This window comes from Alteromonas sp. KUL42 (genome assembly GCF_006538325.1).
Taxonomy (GTDB): Bacteria; Pseudomonadota; Gammaproteobacteria; order Enterobacterales; family Alteromonadaceae; genus Alteromonas.
In genome coordinates, this window is record NZ_BJKK01000006.1 from 85,886 (window position 1) to 103,422 (window position 17,537).

Annotated in this window: 19 protein-coding genes; 6 read left to right on the forward strand and 13 right to left on the reverse strand. The window is 43.9% G+C overall.

Annotated elements, in window-relative coordinates; all coding sequences use genetic code 11:
- Window positions 1-47 precede the first annotated feature (47 nt).
- On the forward strand, window positions 48-962 hold the full coding sequence (rarD, locus tag EYR97_RS10545) for an EamA family transporter RarD (protein WP_131093784.1): 915 nt from the start codon (window positions 48-50) through the stop codon (window positions 960-962).
- A 10-nt stretch (window positions 963-972) separates the two neighbouring features.
- Here the strand turns inward: rarD and EYR97_RS10550 are convergent, their stop codons facing one another.
- The 3 genes from EYR97_RS10550 to uvrD are packed head-to-tail and all read right to left on the reverse strand — an operon-like array spanning window position 973 to window position 4,447.
- Window positions 973-1,875 (reverse strand): diguanylate cyclase, encoded by a 903-nt coding sequence (locus tag EYR97_RS10550; protein WP_307722611.1) that lies wholly within the window; start codon window positions 1,873-1,875, stop codon window positions 973-975.
- Window positions 1,764-2,231 (reverse strand): hypothetical protein, encoded by a 468-nt coding sequence (locus EYR97_RS22345; RefSeq protein ID WP_242634977.1) that lies wholly within the window; start codon window positions 2,229-2,231, stop codon window positions 1,764-1,766. The genes EYR97_RS10550 and EYR97_RS22345 overlap by 112 nt, the downstream gene beginning before the upstream one ends.
- 44 nt (window positions 2,232-2,275) lie before the next feature.
- The gene (gene uvrD, locus EYR97_RS10555) at window positions 2,276-4,447 is read right to left on the reverse strand and encodes a DNA helicase II (protein WP_131093785.1); all 2,172 of its coding nucleotides are present in this window, start codon (window positions 4,445-4,447) and stop codon (window positions 2,276-2,278) included.
- 247 nt (window positions 4,448-4,694) lie between these two features.
- Between uvrD and EYR97_RS10560 the strand changes: the two genes are divergently transcribed.
- The 3 genes from EYR97_RS10560 (at window position 4,695) to EYR97_RS10570 (ending at window position 7,700) form a co-directional block, all read left to right on the forward strand.
- Window positions 4,695-5,888: a hypothetical protein gene (locus tag EYR97_RS10560; RefSeq protein ID WP_131093786.1), complete on the forward strand. Its 1,194-nt coding sequence runs from the start codon at window positions 4,695-4,697 to the stop codon at window positions 5,886-5,888.
- A 205-nt stretch (window positions 5,889-6,093) separates the two neighbouring features.
- Window positions 6,094-6,891 (forward strand): serine O-acetyltransferase, encoded by a 798-nt coding sequence (gene cysE, locus EYR97_RS10565; protein WP_131093787.1) that lies wholly within the window; start codon window positions 6,094-6,096, stop codon window positions 6,889-6,891.
- Between the two features lie 95 nt (window positions 6,892-6,986).
- Window positions 6,987-7,700: an ABC transporter substrate-binding protein gene (locus tag EYR97_RS10570; protein ID WP_131093788.1), complete on the forward strand. Its 714-nt coding sequence runs from the start codon at window positions 6,987-6,989 to the stop codon at window positions 7,698-7,700.
- Window positions 7,701-7,717: 17 nt separating this feature from the next.
- Here EYR97_RS10570 and EYR97_RS10575 read toward each other — a convergent pair whose 3' ends face one another.
- Window positions 7,718-9,223 carry a diguanylate cyclase gene (locus EYR97_RS10575; RefSeq protein WP_131093789.1) on the reverse strand — a complete coding sequence of 502 codons (1,506 nt, stop codon included), beginning with the start codon at window positions 9,221-9,223 and terminating at the stop codon, window positions 7,718-7,720.
- A 66-nt stretch (window positions 9,224-9,289) separates the two neighbouring features.
- Window positions 9,290-9,658 carry a VOC family protein gene (locus tag EYR97_RS10580; protein ID WP_131093790.1) on the reverse strand — a complete coding sequence of 123 codons (369 nt, stop codon included), beginning with the start codon at window positions 9,656-9,658 and terminating at the stop codon, window positions 9,290-9,292.
- 268 nt (window positions 9,659-9,926) lie between these two features.
- On the opposite strand from EYR97_RS10580, the gene soxR reads away from it, so the two are divergent.
- Window positions 9,927-10,370: a redox-sensitive transcriptional activator SoxR gene (gene soxR / locus EYR97_RS10585; protein ID WP_131093791.1), complete on the forward strand. Its 444-nt coding sequence runs from the start codon at window positions 9,927-9,929 to the stop codon at window positions 10,368-10,370.
- Window positions 10,371-10,388: 18 nt separating this feature from the next.
- On the opposite strand, the gene EYR97_RS10590 is transcribed toward soxR, so the two are convergent.
- From EYR97_RS10590 to EYR97_RS10625, 8 genes are read right to left on the reverse strand one after another with little or no spacing between them, the layout of a single operon-like run.
- On the reverse strand, window positions 10,389-11,129 hold the full coding sequence (locus tag EYR97_RS10590; protein ID WP_131093792.1) for an HAD-IA family hydrolase: 741 nt from the start codon (window positions 11,127-11,129) through the stop codon (window positions 10,389-10,391).
- An 11-nt stretch (window positions 11,130-11,140) separates the two neighbouring features.
- Complete coding sequence (gene xerC, locus EYR97_RS10595; protein ID WP_131093793.1) at window positions 11,141-12,061, reverse strand: tyrosine recombinase XerC; 921 nt, start codon at window positions 12,059-12,061, stop codon at window positions 11,141-11,143.
- Window positions 12,062-12,066: 5 nt separating this feature from the next.
- A complete protein-coding gene (locus EYR97_RS10600; RefSeq protein ID WP_131093794.1) occupies window positions 12,067-12,762 on the reverse strand; it encodes a DUF484 family protein in 696 nt (231 codons plus the stop codon).
- The gene (gene dapF / locus EYR97_RS10605) at window positions 12,759-13,589 is read right to left on the reverse strand and encodes a diaminopimelate epimerase (RefSeq protein WP_131093795.1); all 831 of its coding nucleotides are present in this window, start codon (window positions 13,587-13,589) and stop codon (window positions 12,759-12,761) included. The genes EYR97_RS10600 and dapF overlap by 4 nt, the downstream gene beginning before the upstream one ends.
- Before the next feature lie 35 nt (window positions 13,590-13,624).
- The gene (lysA, locus tag EYR97_RS10610; protein WP_131093796.1) at window positions 13,625-14,875 is read right to left on the reverse strand and encodes a diaminopimelate decarboxylase; all 1,251 of its coding nucleotides are present in this window, start codon (window positions 14,873-14,875) and stop codon (window positions 13,625-13,627) included.
- Window positions 14,875-15,072: an LPS translocon maturation chaperone LptM gene (locus tag EYR97_RS10615; protein ID WP_242634978.1), complete on the reverse strand. Its 198-nt coding sequence runs from the start codon at window positions 15,070-15,072 to the stop codon at window positions 14,875-14,877. Before EYR97_RS10615 ends, lysA begins: the two co-directional genes overlap by 1 nt.
- Window positions 15,073-15,124: 52 nt before the next feature.
- Window positions 15,125-16,192 (reverse strand): MJ1255/VC2487 family glycosyltransferase, encoded by a 1,068-nt coding sequence (locus EYR97_RS10620; RefSeq protein WP_131093797.1) that lies wholly within the window; start codon window positions 16,190-16,192, stop codon window positions 15,125-15,127.
- A gap of 1 nt (window position 16,193) precedes the next feature.
- Window positions 16,194-16,712, reverse strand: coding sequence for a phosphatase PAP2 family protein (locus EYR97_RS10625; protein WP_131093798.1), 519 nt, complete (start codon window positions 16,710-16,712; stop codon window positions 16,194-16,196).
- Window positions 16,713-17,048: 336 nt separating this feature from the next.
- Here EYR97_RS10625 and rraA point away from each other — a divergent pair, with 336 nt between their 5' ends.
- Complete coding sequence (gene rraA / locus EYR97_RS10630) at window positions 17,049-17,534, forward strand: ribonuclease E activity regulator RraA (RefSeq protein WP_131093799.1); 486 nt, start codon at window positions 17,049-17,051, stop codon at window positions 17,532-17,534.
- Window positions 17,535-17,537 lie beyond the last annotated feature (3 nt).

The following is a 17,537-nucleotide window of genomic DNA, read 5'->3' on the forward strand; positions in this document are numbered from 1 at the left end:
AAACAATACGCGCCTTCTACCTTCTCAATCTATGTGTGGAGCCTCCCTTGTCTAAGCAAACCAATGCCGCTCAAGTTGGTGTTATTTGTGCCATCGCCGCTTACAGTATGTGGGGAGTTGCCCCTGTTTATTTTAAACAGCTGATTGTATTACCCGCGGCTGAAATTCTTATGCATCGGGTTATTTGGTCGGCGCTACTTTTAATCGGGCTTATTGCAGCATTAAAGCAATGGCCAAAAGTAATCGCGGCAATTAACAACAAACGTGTTATGCAAATTTTGTTTGTGGCTGGTTTACTACTTGGTGCAAATTGGCTGTTGTTCATATGGGCAATTAATAATGACCATATCTTAGATGCCAGTTTGGGCTATTACATAAATCCACTAATTAACATCTTCTTGGGTAGACTTTTTCTGGGTGAGCGTCTTCGCACGTTGCAGCGTGTTGCCGTTGGCCTTGCCGTTGTTGGCGTTGCAGTGTTAGTGTTTTCTTACGGCCATGTACCTTGGATAGCACTAGTGCTGGCAGGAAGTTTTAGCGTGTACGGTTTGTTGCGAAAGCAAGTTGCCGTAGATTCTTTGCCGGGCCTTTTCATCGAAACCCTGATGTTGTCACCGTTCGCTATTGTGTACTGGATATTTTTCGGTTCTCAATACAGTAATTTGTTTAACAATGACACCTCGTTAAACTTACTTATTCTTGCCGCGGGCATTGTTACTACCGCGCCATTGCTGTGCTTTACTGCCGCAGCGCGACGTATCATGTATTCAACGTTGGGCTTTTTCCAGTATATCGGTCCAACGCTCATGTTTATTTTGGCGGTGTATCTATATGGAGAGCCATTAGAAGAAGCAAGATTGGTAACCTTTGGCTTTGTGTGGTTTGCACTACTCTTATTCAGTGCCGACTCATTAGTCAACTATCGCCAGCAACGAAAAATGCGCAAGCTTGCAGTGGAATAGTGTGTTAGTGCTATTTGGGTAAGCAGTCTATTTGGTCGCATATCACTTGATTGCGGCCATTGTTTTTCGCTTCGTAAAGTTGTTTGTCTGCTGAGCTCAATAACTTGTCCACCCGCTGGGTAGATTCGCCACATACACCAATGCTACAGGTGACTTTAATATTAGCTTTAGGCAATTGAATTACTTCAGCTTCTACAACTTTTCTGAAATCGTCTAAGCGCATACAAGCCTCTGCAACAGGCGTGTTGGGAAAGTAAATGCAGAACTCTTCTCCACCAAAACGAGATATAATTTCATCAGGAAAGTAGAATTCAATTAAGGCAGCCATGGCTTTTAAGACGATATCTCCGGCATCGTGTCCATAGGTATCGTTAATAGATTTGAAGAAATCCAAATCTATCAGTGCAAGGGCGTGTTTGTCAGACAACAACTGGCTTTGCACCGTAACCATATAAAAGAAATGACGGCGATTGGGTAACCCTGTTAGGTAGTCGGTATTAGCAACTCGGCGAATTTCTTCAACACTTTCAATGTATTCAACGTTTTGCATTACCCGACATAAAAACTCTTCGTGGCAATAGGGCACACGTAGAAAGTCGTTGGCACCACTTTTTATAAAGTGAGCTGACATCAGCATGCCTTGTCCACCGGCAATGCCCATGATCGCAAGTTGCTCTTTAGAAAACGCTTTGCGCAAACTCGCCACAAATTGGGTGCCTGTCATATCGGGCAGGGTGTTGTCTGTGATAACTAAACGAATATTATTGTGTTCTGACAAACATTGCATGGCATCGTTTGCTGTTAGGCACTCAAATGCAATGAAGTTATGGCGCTGAAGTAGTGATACGGTTCGTGTTCGCAGTACGCGATTAGTGCTAACGACGATAACACCGGTAGATTTATTTTTTCTAATCGCCCAATAAGTCGACTAAGGTAATCGTAGTTCTGTGAATTCTCCTTTGGAACGTAATCAACTACATCACGCTCAAGTACTTTATCGCGAATGTCATTATCAAGAGATTCTGTGGTGGCAATAGTTGGGATAAACGCATTGATAGCAAAGTCGATAGCTTGGCCTTGTTGGGCATCTGGGAGTGAATAAGCGACAATTGCACACAGGAACGTTTCGGGCATATTCTGCTTGAAGCGAGCTTTGCCTTCTGTGAGCGATGTAGCGCCTACGGGAGTCAAGCCCGCACGACGCACTAATTTCGCGATAAGTTCAAGGTTGCTTTCACCGTTTTCGATGATGAGCACATGTTGCTGCATACATATCAACTATGGTTTGTGGCTGCCGTGCCTTAAAAAATTATCTACACCTTTTCTAGCTTAGCATAAGCGAGGACAAGCCACTTACTTCCGAACTCGTCAAAGTTCACTTGTACTCGACCATGCTCTCCGCTGCCTTCATAGTTAAGTACTATGCCTTCGCCAAATTTGCGGTGTACCACACGCTCACCTAACTGGAAGCCAGTTTCTGCGAAACTCGCATGAGAAGCCACCTGACTAAATCGATTATGTACTGGGCGAGAAATTGTTGATTTCAAACGTACTTCTTCTACACAGTCCGATGGCATTTCACGGATAAAGCGCGACGCTGTATGATACTTATCTTGACCATATAATCTACGACTTTCTGCATAAGTTATATACAACTTTTGCATAGCTCTGGTCATACCCACGTAACACAGGCGTCGTTCTTCTTCCATTCGACCGGGCTCATCGTTCGTCATCTGACTCGGGAACATACCTTCTTCAACACCCGCCATAAACACGAGGGGAAACTCTAAGCCTTTGGCTGTGTGGATGGTCATCATCTGTACTGCATCCTGGTCCTTATCGGCCTGAGTTTCACCCGCCTCCAGTGATGCATGTGCCAAAAATGCAGCTAATGGCGTCATTTCTTCGGCTTCTTCAGGAACGATAAAAGTTTTACAGGCCGATACAAGCTCTTCTAAGTTTTCAAGTCGTGCTTGCGCTTTCTCTCCGCGCTCGGCTTGATACATGGCGTACAAACCAGATTGACGAATGGCTTTGTCGGCTTGCTGGTCAAGTGACTCATCGAGCGTTGCTTGTTCAAGCTCAGTGATAAGTAACACAAAACTTTGCATGGCATTGAGTGCGCGTCCTTTAAAACTGCCCTCATTGATCAAAAGTTGACTGGCTTGCCACATTGAACAGTTGTGCATTCGCGCGGTATCACGCACTTGGCTAAGAGTTTTTTCGCCAATACCGCGGCTTGGTGTATTGACGACACGTTCAAACGCCGCATCGTCATGTGGATGGCTCACCATACGCATATAGCCTAAGGCATCTTTAATTTCTTGACGTTCGAAGAAGCGTAAACCACCATAAATACGGTATGCCAAACCTTCGTGAAGTAAGGCTTCTTCCAGTACGCGAGATTGTGCGTTATTGCGGTATAAAATAGCCGTGTCACTTAGCGCATGACCTTGATTAAGCCAGTCTTTAATTTTTGAAACGATGAAACGTGCTTCATCTAATTCGTTAAAACCTGCGTAAACTGATATCAGTTCACCTTGCGCATCTTCTGTCCAAAGCTCTTTACCTAAACGTCCCGTATTGTTGTCGATTACTGTGTTTGCTGCTTTGAGTATATTTCCTGTTGAACGGTAATTTTGTTCAAGGCGAATAGTGGTCGGCTGAGCAAAGTCTTTCAAAAAATGCTGGATATTGTCGACGTTGGCCCCGCGCCAACCATAGATAGACTGGTCATCATCACCAACAATCATAATATTATTAGTACCACCGCTACACAGCATGCGAAGCCATGCATATTGAATATTGTTAGTATCCTGAAATTCGTCGACCAAAACGGCTCTGAAACGGCGTTGATAGTGCGCTAATACTTCGGGATTCTTGGCCCATAATTCGTGTGCGCGTAATAGCAATTCCGCAAAGTCGACTAGCCCTGAGCGGTCACATGCATCTTGATAAGCCGCATACACTTCACGCATGGTTTTTTGGATATGATCACCATGGGTTTCGATGTGCTGTGGGCGCAGTCCTTCGTCTTTGTTGCCATTGATGTACCACTGAATTTGACGAGGTGCCCAGTGCTTCTCATCTAGGTTCATGGCCTTCAAAATGCGGCGAATAAGACGGTATTGATCGTCAGAATCGATAATTTGGAAGTTCTCTGGAAGGCTAGCTTCAGCATGGTGTGCGCGCAATAAGCGATGAGCAAGACCGTGGAATGTACCAATCCACATATTGTGAAGGCTTCGGCCCATAAGCGACTCGATTCGACCGCGCATTTCTTTTGCCGCCTTGTTGGTAAAGGTGACGGCGAGTATTGAAAAAGGCGCGATATTCTCAACGTCCATGAGCCAGGCAATTCTGTGAACTAAAACACGGGTTTTACCGCTACCTGCACCTGCTAGTACTAACGCGTTGGACAGAGGCGCCGCTACTGCCTCGCGTTGTTTGTCATTGAGCTCGTCTAGCAGTCGAGATACATCCATAATGTGGCACCTATATTGTCGAATTTTGTCACAGAAAAAGCAGCGGTATTATGCCAGCTGACTGTGAATTTATACAGTCTAGTTTTGTTTGGGGTTGCTAAAGCCTAAAATAACGTACGGTGTTGCAACGCTTTTTATCGCGGTGTGTAATGTGGAATCTAGATAGGGTTTGCGGTTTCTCAAGTGCTCATAACTCGTTACATGTAAATTCATCATTGATTTCATTGTCGGAACAAACTGTTATTTTATGAAAATCCTCGTGCTTGGCACTTCAAACTCAATACTAAAAAACGGCTATATTAGCGGTATGAAGCGCGCTCTCGCCAGAGCGTCATGGACTAATTTATCTTCTGGCGCGTCACCAGGTGTGCAGTTTGCGAAATATGCTCACATGGATTTTAGCGCTTACGATATCGTACTGTTTGACTCTGTTCCCAATGATGAACAGTATGCTTTGCAAACCCCTGGTTATAGTTATAGTGAGGACTTCAAAGAAATTCTTTTTGAATTACTATCAACTATATCCTCTCAAACACGGTTAGTCGTTATAGGCATCTCTGTGCGAGAGTTTTTGAACAAAACCTCAACAGTTTATAAAGACAGAGAGCGCTTAGCGCAGTTAACCAACGCACAGTTTATACATTTTTCAGAAGCACTGATGATATACAAACATCTAGAAAAAGAGGTGTATTCTGACCACCCTGCTCATCCAAAATTAGAGCTTGCTGACCGCATTGGCTTCTATATTGGTAATGCAATTCAGCAACATTATAGCCAATTAGAAAAAGGACACGCGTGTGAAAATTTTAGTCAAAATTTCGAGCGTGGCGTTGAACATTTTGCTTGCGAAGGAGAATTCGTTAAGCACTTCAAGAACTCTCTGACAGAGGGTAAATTTCTGGCGATGAGGTTGGGCGATAAGGTTGAGATTCAGAGTAATCATGTGCTCATCGGATTCCAAGTTAACAGTTTGCAAACAAACGCTAGCGTTAATTTGTTAACTGAACATGGGCAAAGCATACGTTTCAATTTGTTTTATGAGCGAAAACACAATGGCTTCTTGAGTTTGTTTGTACCTTTGAAAGATTTTCAAAAAGTAAAATGGATACAAATGCAAAGTAATGACGAGCAAGACAAGGACAAACTGGCTACAAACGTACAGCCAAGAATGACACATGAGTGCAGAGATAAAGAGGAAGCGAACCTGCAATTAGGTGAGCTACTCTATTGGAACAATAGATCTGGGTATTATCATAAAAGCGCGAAGCCATCGCAGAGAACAAGCCATTTATGTCTTAACACAGATATTCAAAAAAGCGTTATCGATGAAGTTTTAGTATCAATGAATAGGGCATATGAAGCTGGTTCGTTCGTCAAAAAACTACAGTATTTTTTTCGAATACTACGTTTCAAACGTTGTTATAGGACAAACAAGCTTTAGTGTTTTAATACTCGTTTGGCATTGCGTCGGGGGAATTTAGGCAATGGCTCGAGTATAGGGAGTAAAGGGTAATAAGTAATAACGAAACAATTCGACAGGTTGGGTGAATTTTACGCTTGGCAGGTGTTACATAGGTATTGAAAGGTACCAAACTCAGGTAAACTGTTCATAACAGTCAACTCGATAATTACATTGGAACATGCCCATGACCGCACTTTCTATCCCAATCGATTTTTGGTCGACGCTAAAGCAAGAGGCGAACGTTGTTGCAAACAGCGAACCTTTGTTGTCTAGCTATGTTCATGCCAGTGTACTAACCCACCATAATTTCGAATCAAGTTTGAGTTTTATCTTATCGAATAAAATGGCTGATGACGTAATGCCCGCATTAGCTATTCGTGAAGTATTCGATGAAGCGTATTTGTTAGAGCCTGGCATTAGCGAGTCAGCGATTGCTGATATTCTCGCTATTAAATCAAGAGATGCTGCGGTTAATGATTACCTAACTCCATTGCTGCATTTTAAAGGTTTCCATGCTGTACAGGTTCATCGGATGGCGCATTATTTGTGGGTGCATGGCCGTCACCAGCTTGCTTTGTTCTTGCAAAGCCGTAATTCAGCCAGTTTTGGTGTTGATATTCACCCTGCTGCGCGCATTGGAAGTGGCGTTATGTTCGACCACGCAACCGGTATTGTTGTGGGGGAAACGGCTATCATTGAAGATAATGTGTCTATTTTACAAAGTGTTACCCTTGGTGGTACGGGTAATGAATCTGGTGATCGTCATCCTAAAATTCGTCAAGGTGTGTTGATTGGTGCGGGTGCGAAAATTTTGGGTAATATCGAAATTGGTGAAGGCTCTAAAGTAGGGGCGGGAAGTGTTGTGTTAGATAACGTGCCACCGCATGTGACGGTTGTGGGTGTACCTGCGAAAGTTGTAGGACGACCCGTGTGTAAAAGCCCATGCGAGTCAATGCGACAAAACGTTCTAGAAGATAATTAGGCGCTAGCTCCTAAGAAAAAATCTTATCTTGACGGCGTCTATTTCAATGGCTTAGATTGGATATTGTAAACGTTTAATGCTCAGCTGGATTTTTCATGCGTTGGATATTACTGGCTTTATTGGCGTTGCTCATACCTTGCCAAACAGTTTTTGCTAATCAAACCCTCAAGGTGGCGGTAAATATCGGGCCGCCGTGGGCTTTTTATGAAGAAGAACAAGGTGTCATTGGTATCGATGTTGATATCATTACGCATGTGCTCAATTCTCTTGGCTATGACGCAGAATTTCATTTACTGGCGTACAGTCGTCTTATAAATGATTTCAATGCGGGTAAGTATGATATTGCTAGTCCTGCAGCATTCGAGTCAGATGTGGGTTCTTTATCCGATGTTTACCTACCTTTTAAAGATGTTGCTATCTCTCTAAAAAGAAAGAATTTTGATATTGATGATGTAGAAGACTTAAAGGGTAAAACGATTGTTGCTTACCAATCTGCAACTCAGGTGTTGGGGCCGGAATTTGCTGATGTGGTACAAAATGAAAATTATCTTGAGTTAGCGGAGCGAGAAATACAAATTAAGCTCCTAGTCAATGAGCGCACGGATGTTGTTGTGGGTGAATGCCGATTACTCAGTTATATTGTGCAAAAGAATTACCCAAATGTTGAAGTGGTTATTCACCCTATATTTCGTGAAATTTCATACGGTGCCATTATTCAAGATCCTATTTTGCAGCAGCAATTTAATAGTGAATTGAAAAATATGATGGCTTCAGGTCGTTTCCAAGAAATTCTCTCTCGTTGGCCTTAATCGTATATCAGGGTGTTTTATCCCAACGTAACCGAATTTCCACCTTCTTTTTTTGATACATAAAGAGCGGTATCTGCGCGCTTAATTAACGATTCCAACGTATCCTCTGGTGCTAACTTTGTAATCCCAAAGCTAGACGATAGCTTCATACGAGCCACCGTTATAGCATTAATTGCTGTTCTTATTTTATCAACTAACTTTAACGCCTTGTCTTCGGTAATATCCGGTAACAAGAGTACGAATTCGTCGCCGCCATAACGGGCAAAAATGTCGGTCTTTCTCAAGATTGCTTTTGTTGTGGCGCTAAGGCGCTTTAAGGCATGATCGCCGTCAATATGTCCCAGTTCATCATTGATGAGTTTAAACTTGTCTAGGTCAAAGATGACAAAAAAGAGGGGGCTGCCTGACTCGTGGCTTTGCGCAATTTCCAGTTCAGCGCGTTGCGTGAGGTATTCACGGGTATAGGCTTGAGTAAGTGTATCTATGAAGACTCGATCTTTTAACAGCTGATTGTCGGCTTGCAATTGTGGTATCGCAATTCCAAACAACGCATTGGCGGCGATCACATTAAGTGCAAATTGATAAACCTTTACGTGATCCATCAGTGAAAAAAAGTGAACTAATAAAACAATAAATACGCTACTTATCGCAAGGCTTATTACATTGAGTTTCGGGCTCTCCGTGCAGGCAATCCACATGTGTGTAATCGCTAGGAAAAATATCGCAAATGCACTGTCTCTTGAGCCTGTAAGCTTCGCTAGTAGCATAATGAAAAATATCAAAAGTAAATTAATGCTAACCTTTTTGAAGAAGCTCGCCAGGCTGGGTGAGTTAAATTGTGAAAAAGGTAATAAGTCTATTTTCGAGTTGATATAAAACTTCGTTAGCATGCCTGCAAGTAGTGGCGCTAGCACAACTACCCCTGCCATATCGCCTATCCAAAATGGGAGAAAAGCAATAGACATTTCACTCATGGCCATTTGGCCAGAAAAAACCAATGAAACGAGCACGAGTTTTGTAGTTAGTAGTGAAGAAATACAACCAATTAATAAGAACGACACAATCAACTGCGGTGTCGTGATGTCTTGTTTACGGGCAAGAAAACTAAGCAAACTTGCTCCGACATAATAGGGCAGCATATGGGCAAAGCCGAACAATACGCCTCCCCAGATTAACTCGCGATCGGATAATGCCAACTCATAGTGATGACCGTTCCATAGCGTAGTGAGTATGGCGGCTATCATAATAGGTAGAGATGCTCGAATACCTATCACTAGGAAACAAGAAAATGTGAAGCCCGCTGCAGGAAACCATACGCTCGCGTGGTCGGTATACTCTACAATTCGTCCCACTTGCCAAATAGCTAACCAAAACGACACGATAAAGATGTCGGTAGTGATACCTGACAGGCGCATTACGCTCAGCCGCTCGAACAGCGTCGCATGGCTCGACGTTGATGCCAACCACGCATTTGATTGATATTCGCTCTGTGACTTAGCTTTTGAAACTGCCGGCTTCTTCATGTAGGTAAAATATAATGCACCTAACTTGAGTGTAACGCGTGTATAAGCTGAGATCCACTAGCTTAATTACGATACTCTCCATGGTGGGTTGAGCCGGTTTTCTCCTGCCCAATAGAATATCAAACTATTTCCTGAAGGGTCTTTCAATGAGGCCTCTCGCCACAAATAGCGCTTGTCTTCAGGTAGATGTGTGAATGTCACTCCCTTTTTCTCCAATTCAGCAACACATTCGTCTACATTCGGTGTTTCAAAGTAGACACTTACTCCTGTGCTTGCATGGTCTGATGCACTAAGTGAGAAAGAAGCACCGTCATTAGGAGATGCAAAACGCAAGTAGTGCGGGGTATCAACAATCAGGGTAAAGCCCAATGTAAGGTAAAAGTCTTTTGACGCTTTTATATCGGTGCAGGCCAATGTTACTTGGTTCATATTCATTGTCTATCCCTTCTTTAGCTATTCACGTTTGACGAGTTGCAGTGTTGTCTTGTGTTGTCCGCTATTACTTTGTTGTGCGGGAATTCACTTCCAATGAGTGTCATGCTCCACATTTTGAAAAAAGAATGCTGATTACATGTGTTGTTCATTGTGTGGAAAAGCGCATTCATATATTTCGATATCATGGTTTTTATCTCCTTGAAGTTGGATGATAAAAAGGTTAAAACCTCAACTTAGGTTGAGGTAAAGGCTTTTTTTAGAAAATATTATGGAACGAGTATTGACGGTAGGCCAATTGGCTAAACGAAGTGGTGTTAAGGTTTCTACATGCCATTTTTATGAGCAAAAAGGGCTCATTAAAAGTCGTCGAAATTCGGGGAATCAGCGTCGCTATCACCCTGATACATTGCGGCGTATCTCTGTTATTAAAGCTGCGCAGAAGTTAGGTATTTCGCTTCAAAGTATAAAGGCCGCCTTTGCGACCTTGCCTAACGAGCGAACGCCTACTTCGCATGATTGGAAACGGCTGTCACAAACCTGGCAGCATGAGCTTGACGAGAGGATCTACGCGCTTCAGCGTTTAAGGGATAACCTTGACAATTGTATTGGTTGCGGTTGTTTGTCATTACATAGCTGCCCTCTGTACAATCAAGACGATCATTTAGCGAGTCGCGGAAGCGGGCCTGTTATTTTAGAAGAGCGACACCGATAAGCAGGCGAATGATCTCACTCAGATGAATGCAAGCAGCTCGTCCAGTGAATCTAAGACAAGGTGAGGGAGTACTGCTACAGGCTCATTAACTAAGTTCATGGGGCGATTACACGCAAACCACGCTGACTGGTAGCCAGCATTCACAGCACCCTTTACATCCTTAATGAGGTTGTCGCCTACATGTAATATGTACTTGGACTCAATGCTTAGCTGTTGCGATGCCTCGTTAAACATTGCGGGAGATGGCTTCATGGGGCGCTGAGTACTGGCGTGTAAAACGGTTTTGAAGTAGTTGTCTATGCCTATCTTTTGTGTGTCCACATTGCCATTTGTGATACCAACAAGCGGTATATGTTGGCTAAGTGCATGTAATACGCGATGAACATTTTCATCTAAGGTAAAGTCACTTCGGGCGTCGTAAAAACAGTTAAAACAGGCTTCCACATCTGCATTGAGTTGGCCATCTAGAGGAGGTGCGGTGCTTAGTTGACTGGCAGGTGTACCAGATAATGCGCCAGCAAGTACTACTTTGCGCAATCGCCCCATATCAGATGCTAAACGTTTGTCTTTGCGAATAGCTGCGCGCTTTAATACCAACCAATCTCTAGGGGTTAGCATTGCCGCTTGCTTGTGATACTTAGCGATGTGTGCTTGCAATGCAGCGTCTGCACGTCGAATAATGGGCTCATTGTCATAAAGGGTATCATCTAAGTCGAAGGTCATTGCCTTTACAGCATTAAGCGGTTTGAAGAACTGCATGGAATCTACCTTTATTTCTTGTGCGCGCGAGGGTGGGCTGCGTCGTATACTTTTGCGAGGTGTTGGAAGTCAAGGTGTGTGTACACTTGCGTTGTGGACAAATTCGCATGGCCCAGTAACTCCTGCACTGCACGCAAATCGCCACTAGATTCTAACACGTGTGTCGCGAATGAATGTCGCAATTTGTGGGGGCTTACTTTTTGCGAAAGTGATTGTTCATTCGCCATCTTGTTTAAGCGGTTTTCCACCTGTCGATTTGAAATACGGGTTTTTCGCTTGCTAACAAACACAGCACTTTCATAGGGTGATGCGTAGGCAGGACGTACTTTTAACCATGCGTTAAGGGCTTTTTGTGCTTGTCGGCCCAGTGGCAATATCCTCTGCTTACTGCCTTTGCCCATGACTTTTAGCGAGCCATCCTTTAAGCAATCAGCCAAATTTAAGCCTGTTAACTCACTAAGGCGCAATCCACATCCATACAAAAGCTCAAACATAGCAATATCGCGAAGCAGCATTCCTTCGTCATTATCGTCACTAGAAACGGTTGAGTTAAGCAGCTGCTGCATATCGTCAACGCTTAATTGTTTAGGAAGTGGTTTGCCTTGCTTGGGGGCTTGAATACCTTCTAATGGATTACTAAAAAGCTGCTGTTGTGCAATTAAATACTGGCAAAATGTTCGCAGTGCAGAAAGTCGCAATGCAATACTGCGAGCACTGTGACCAGACAACTTAGCATCTGCCATGACGCGCTTAATATCACTAGGTGTGAGACCTGACCATTCGACTAGGTCAAGGAGCTTAGCGACTTCAGTAAGTTGGCGTTGATAATTTTTTATCGTGTGAGGCGATAAGCCACGTTCTACTTGTAGGTGTAAAAGGAACTTGTCTAACCAATGTTGGCAGTTTTCGCTAATAAGGGCGTCCGCAGACACAGCACCTAGTATCCAATCATGTCAGGCAAGGTAATATTTAGCACTTGCTGAAGCTGTTGAAGTAACAAGGTGTCCATCTCTGGCGTAAAGTGGCTTGCGTCACTGCTACCGATACCTAAGATACCTAAGTCTCGTTTATCACCAAGTAACATTAGTGCTACAGATTCGGCTTCACTCTCACCGAACAGTAATTGACGTTCATGCTGTGAAAGGCGCCCAAAAAAGAACTCTGTGTTCTTAAAGCGTTTTTCGGTAAACAAACGCTGTTGCAATTCGGGAATAGCGTGCGGCCCTTTAAAGCTTTTAATCACAGCACAAGAAAGATTCAAACGCTCCTGCAACACATCTTCTAATGTGAACTGTACTTCAGCCACGCTTTCACAGCGCAGTAACTGCACATTAAGGTCGGTATAAACCCGATAAATTTTTTCGTTTTGCTTAGCAATAGTAACAAGTTGATTAAGCTTGAAGTTGAGTTGGCGTACTTTTTTACGCAGTTGCTCACTTTGAATTTCTACCAGCGAAACACTGCCTTTTTGTTCGTGGGGTAGCTTTACTTTTTCAAGCAACTCAGGATGTTGAACGAAAAAGTCAGGATTTTCTAATAAAAACGCTACTACGGCGTCAGGCGACAAGTCAGCCTTATCGTTAAACGGCTCAATTAACTGGGTAGCGCTAGCTTGTCCTGACAATTCACTCATATATTTATTTGTCCATCAAACACGTGTTCTGCGGGGCCGGTCATTTTTAGGACGCTGTCTATACCAGGCCAACGTATTCGTAGGCTTCCCCCAGGTAAGTCCACTCTGACATCTTTGCTTAATTTACCTTGTATGTGACCAATTGCAACAGCGGCGCATGCACCACTACCACAAGCAAGGGTCTCACCTGAGCCTCGTTCAAATACGCGTAGCTTAATATGAGAATCGTTGATGATTTGCATGAAACCCACATTTACGCCTTCTGGAAAGCGCTCGTGTTTTTCTACTTTAGGGCCAATTTCTGCAACATTTGCTGTGTCTACATCATCGACTTCCATCACACAGTGAGGGTTACCCATAGAAGCAGAGCCTATAAATAGTGTGCTGTCATCAACACGCAAAATATAAGTGTTTTCCTGCTTATTGGCTTTAAGAGGAATATTTGCTGGGTCAAATTCGGGCTTGCCCATATTAACGGTAACCTGGCCGTCTTTTTCCAAATACAGCACCATCTTTCCGGCTTTCGTACTCACCACAATTTTATTGCGATTAATCAGGCCTTTTTGCTTTACAAAACGCGCAAAGCAGCGCGCTCCGTTGCCACATTGTTCAACTTCGGAACCATCAGCATTGAAAATGCGATAATGAAAATCTTGCTCGGGATCGTAAGGTGGTTCAACCATCAATAGCTGATCGAAGCCAATACCGAAATTACGGTCAGCCAGTTGTTGTATTTTCTCTTTTGAGAAAAATACGTTTTGAGTAACGTTATCAATGACCATGAAGTCGTTACCCAAACCGTGCATTTTTGAAAATTGAACCTGCATTAACCGCGCATCTTTCTTATTGAGTTGGCCTTAGTTTACGGAAGTTTATACTCACCTTTCCAGAGATCTTTTTGATTTTCTCTCTCACGCACAACGATTACCTTGTCGCCATCAACCATAATTTCTGCTGGGCGGCAGCGGCTGTTGTAGTTTGAGGCCATCACAAAGCCATAAGCTCCAGCACTTCTTACCGCTAATAAATCTGTCGGCTCAATAGCCAATATGCGGTCTTTACCTATAAAGTCACCTGTTTCACATACAGGGCCTACCACATCGTAGGTGTGAGGTTTCACCGTCGATGCTTCTTTGACGGGAATAATCTTTTGCCACGCAGAATAAAGGGCAGGGCGAAGTAAGTCGTTCATGGCTGCGTCTACAATAGCGAAGCTCTTCTCTTCCCCTTCTTTAATGAACTCTACCTCGGTAACCAAAATACCTGCATTGGCAGCGATGGCACGGCCTGGCTCTAGAATCAGTTTGAGGTTCTCTCTGCCAACCATCTTTTCAGCCATGGCTTCTGCATAGGCTTTTGGATGTGGTGGTTGTTCTTCGTTGTATGTAACGCCTAAACCACCGCCAACATCGAGGTGTTCAATAACAATACTGCGTTCAGCGAGTTCATCGATTAAAACTAATAATCGTTCTAGTGCATCAACGAAAGGGCCAATTTCTGTAAGCTGAGACCCGATATGGCAATCCATGCCCACAACGTTCAAATGGGGCAGAGAGGCTGCTAATTCATAGGTTGCCATGGCGCGCTCGCGCGCAATGCCGAATTTATTTGCCTTAAGGCCAGTTGAAATATAAGGGTGAGTCTTGGCGTCAACATCGGGATTGATACGTAGCGATATTGGCGCTTGTACACCAAGCTCGCCAGCTACTTCGTTTATGCGATGTAACTCGGGCTCAGACTCAACATTAAAGCACATGATGCCTTGTTGTAGTGCATAGCGAATTTCATCGTGCTTTTTGCCTACACCTGAAAACACAACTTTGCTGGCGTCACCGCCGGCTTCTATCACTCTTGCAAGCTCTCCGGCTGATACAATGTCAAAGCCCGAGCCAAGCTTAGCCAAAGCACTCAACACGCCAAGGTTTGAATTTGCTTTCACCGCATAGCAAATAAGATGTGGATGAGAACCAATTGCATCATCGAATGCATGCCAATGGCGCTCTAGCGTTGCGCGAGAATAAATATAAACAGGCGTTCCGTGGGTGGCCGCGATGTCTGCAACAGCTACATTTTCAGCATGCAGTTGACCTTGGCTATAGGCAAAATAATCCACTAGTTCAGCTCTCCAGAAGTGGGCGCGGGTAAAGTACTGTTAATGTTTGAGGAGGAATTAACACTTTGGGTTTCATTGGATGTAGATTCTGCCGGTGCGTTTTGCTGTGGTGCATCAGGAATATACAAAGCCCCTTTGTAGCCGCAGCCACTTAGCACGCTGAGTGAAAATATTAGAAAAACCGACTTTTTGAGCACGAAACAATCCCGCGAAGAATACGACAAATGCCGCTATCATCGCATTGCCGTGCTAAATTGCAAGAGCCAAAAGGCGTTCTCGTGTTTTATCGCCATAATGGACGTTTTTCCACAGTGCATCACACAAACTTTGGATGTCAGAGAAATCGCCTTTCTTAAGCCAGTCAATTAGTATAGTGGGATCATCAGGAAAGGTGATCGCTTCATTTTCGGGGGCTTCTAACCACTCTTCAACAATATCTGTGTCTAACTGGAATAGCGTTTGGCATAGGTCAAGTTTGTTGAGGGTTAACACGTTAGAGAGCTGCTCAAACTGCCCATGTAATGGTTTGATGAGCAATTTCTTGCCCAATTGCAGAGCTTCACTCGACAATTCGAAACCACCATTGGCGATAACGCCATCACAATGCTGAAGTGCGCGCTGAAAATGTTTCTTGGAAGTAGGATTCCAGCGAATATGACCTTCTTCTCTAACTTCCCCAATGTCGGGATGAAAGCACTCAAAAGCCTGGTCGCTTAAGGGTTCAAGCATTTGCTGGATATCGTCGACTTCTTCGAAAGGAAGATAAACCAGTACATGCCCTCGGGCAGGCGCAATGGCGGGCTTATCTGCTACAAATGGTGGAATGATTGGCTGATTGAAATGATACCAATGTACGCCCAGTTGAAGCTGGGTTGGAGCAAACAGCTTTACAAGGAGTGAGTCTAAAATGGTATTACCGCTTTTAGGCACGTCATAAGAAAAAGCCGCTTGATGACTAATTGATATTGAAGGGAGGTTATTGCGCTTCGCTGCCCACGCTGTCACGGGCTCAAAGTCATTGATTAATAAATCATAACCATTGACATCAAAAGCTTTTACGTCATTGGAGAATTGACGGAGGTTGGCTCGGCGAACAGTGCCCCACTTATCTACTTTGCCACCCTTAGTGATAAAGCTTAATCCAGTTAGGGTTCGGTACTCACCAAATACATCCATATCGAAATACTTTTCAGGGGCACGGCCACTAAAAACGAAGTCTACATCAATGTCGCTGCGCTGTGCTAATGCAGAAGCCATAATTCGAGCGCGAGCGATGTGACCATTACCCGTGCCTTGGACACCATATAAAAGTTTCATATTACCCCAGAATGGCAAGACTTAATGAAGCGATAGTGATACCCAGAAAAGTGCCGGCCACTACGTCTGATGGATAATGCACTCCCAGTAAAACCCGTGAAAGCCCTATTAAGGCTGCCCAGCAGTAAGCGAGCAAAGTAAATGAGGGATAATAGTATGCAACAATACTTGCCATTAGCCATGCAGCGGCGGTGTGCCCTGAAGGCAGAGAGAACTTGTCTGAGGGGGTAACGTGTGCAGTAAGGTTTATGAGAAAATCACAAGGGCGAGGCCGTTTGAACATCTTCTTCAACATCACATACAATGGAAGCTCTAACGCATAGGCCATAAGTGCCGTGTAAAGGAAAAGCTCGCCGTGCTCAGGCTCAAATGCCCACAACAGCATACCAATGGCGAAATACAAGTATCCATCACCGGTCTTAGAAAGCCAGATGATACTGCGACAGTCTCTTTTTTGCGTCAGTTTATAGAGGCGATAAAAAAGGTCGGTATCGTATTTCGTCAACGATTTTATCAGCATCGCCTTGTCCTCTATGTGTTGATTAATAAGTAGGCTAAGTGCGATGTGTGACCAGTGGGTGAAGAAAAAAAGAAACTTTTCTTACAATGGTACTCAACTGAGGGTACTGGTCTATTGTTACTGCCTGTAATATCGCCCACGAATTCATGCCTTCTACACTTAATCAAAGCAAGATATGTGCTAAGTTCGAGGGTAATGTAATAAATACATTCGATTTTTCACCAATCAATACAATTCGATGAATCGCATTAAATCAGTGGTTTGCAAGGCAACATTTAATGCTATGCTAAGGTTGTAAAAGTCGTCCTAACCCTCTTGATAAAGTAAGGCACAACAATGGAATACAACACATCTGAATTATGTGATTTGTTTGCAGACAGCGTAGACGTGGTCGATCCAATTTTCGCGAGCTTTGGTGGCCGTTACTCTTTTGGAGGGGAAATCACAACCATCAAATGTTTTGAAGATAGAGGGTTAATCGACAGAGTGTTGGCTCAACCAGGAGCTGGGAAAGTTCTGTTGATCGATGGTGGCGGCTCGACACGTCGCGCATTATTCGATGCATCCTCTGCACAAATTGCCATCGATAACGATTGGGAAGGCGTTGTGTGCTATGGCAGCGTTAGAGAAATTGATAGTTTGGCGGAGCTGGACATCGGTGTTTTAGCTGTCGCTGCTATCCCGGTTAATGCAGATAGCGAAAGTACAGGGGAAGTGGATGTACCGGTGAATTTTGGCGGCGTTACTTTCTTGCCTGAAGATCACTTATATGCCGATAGTACAGGGGTTATCTTATCTCCTGAGCCGCTCGATATTGACTAAATC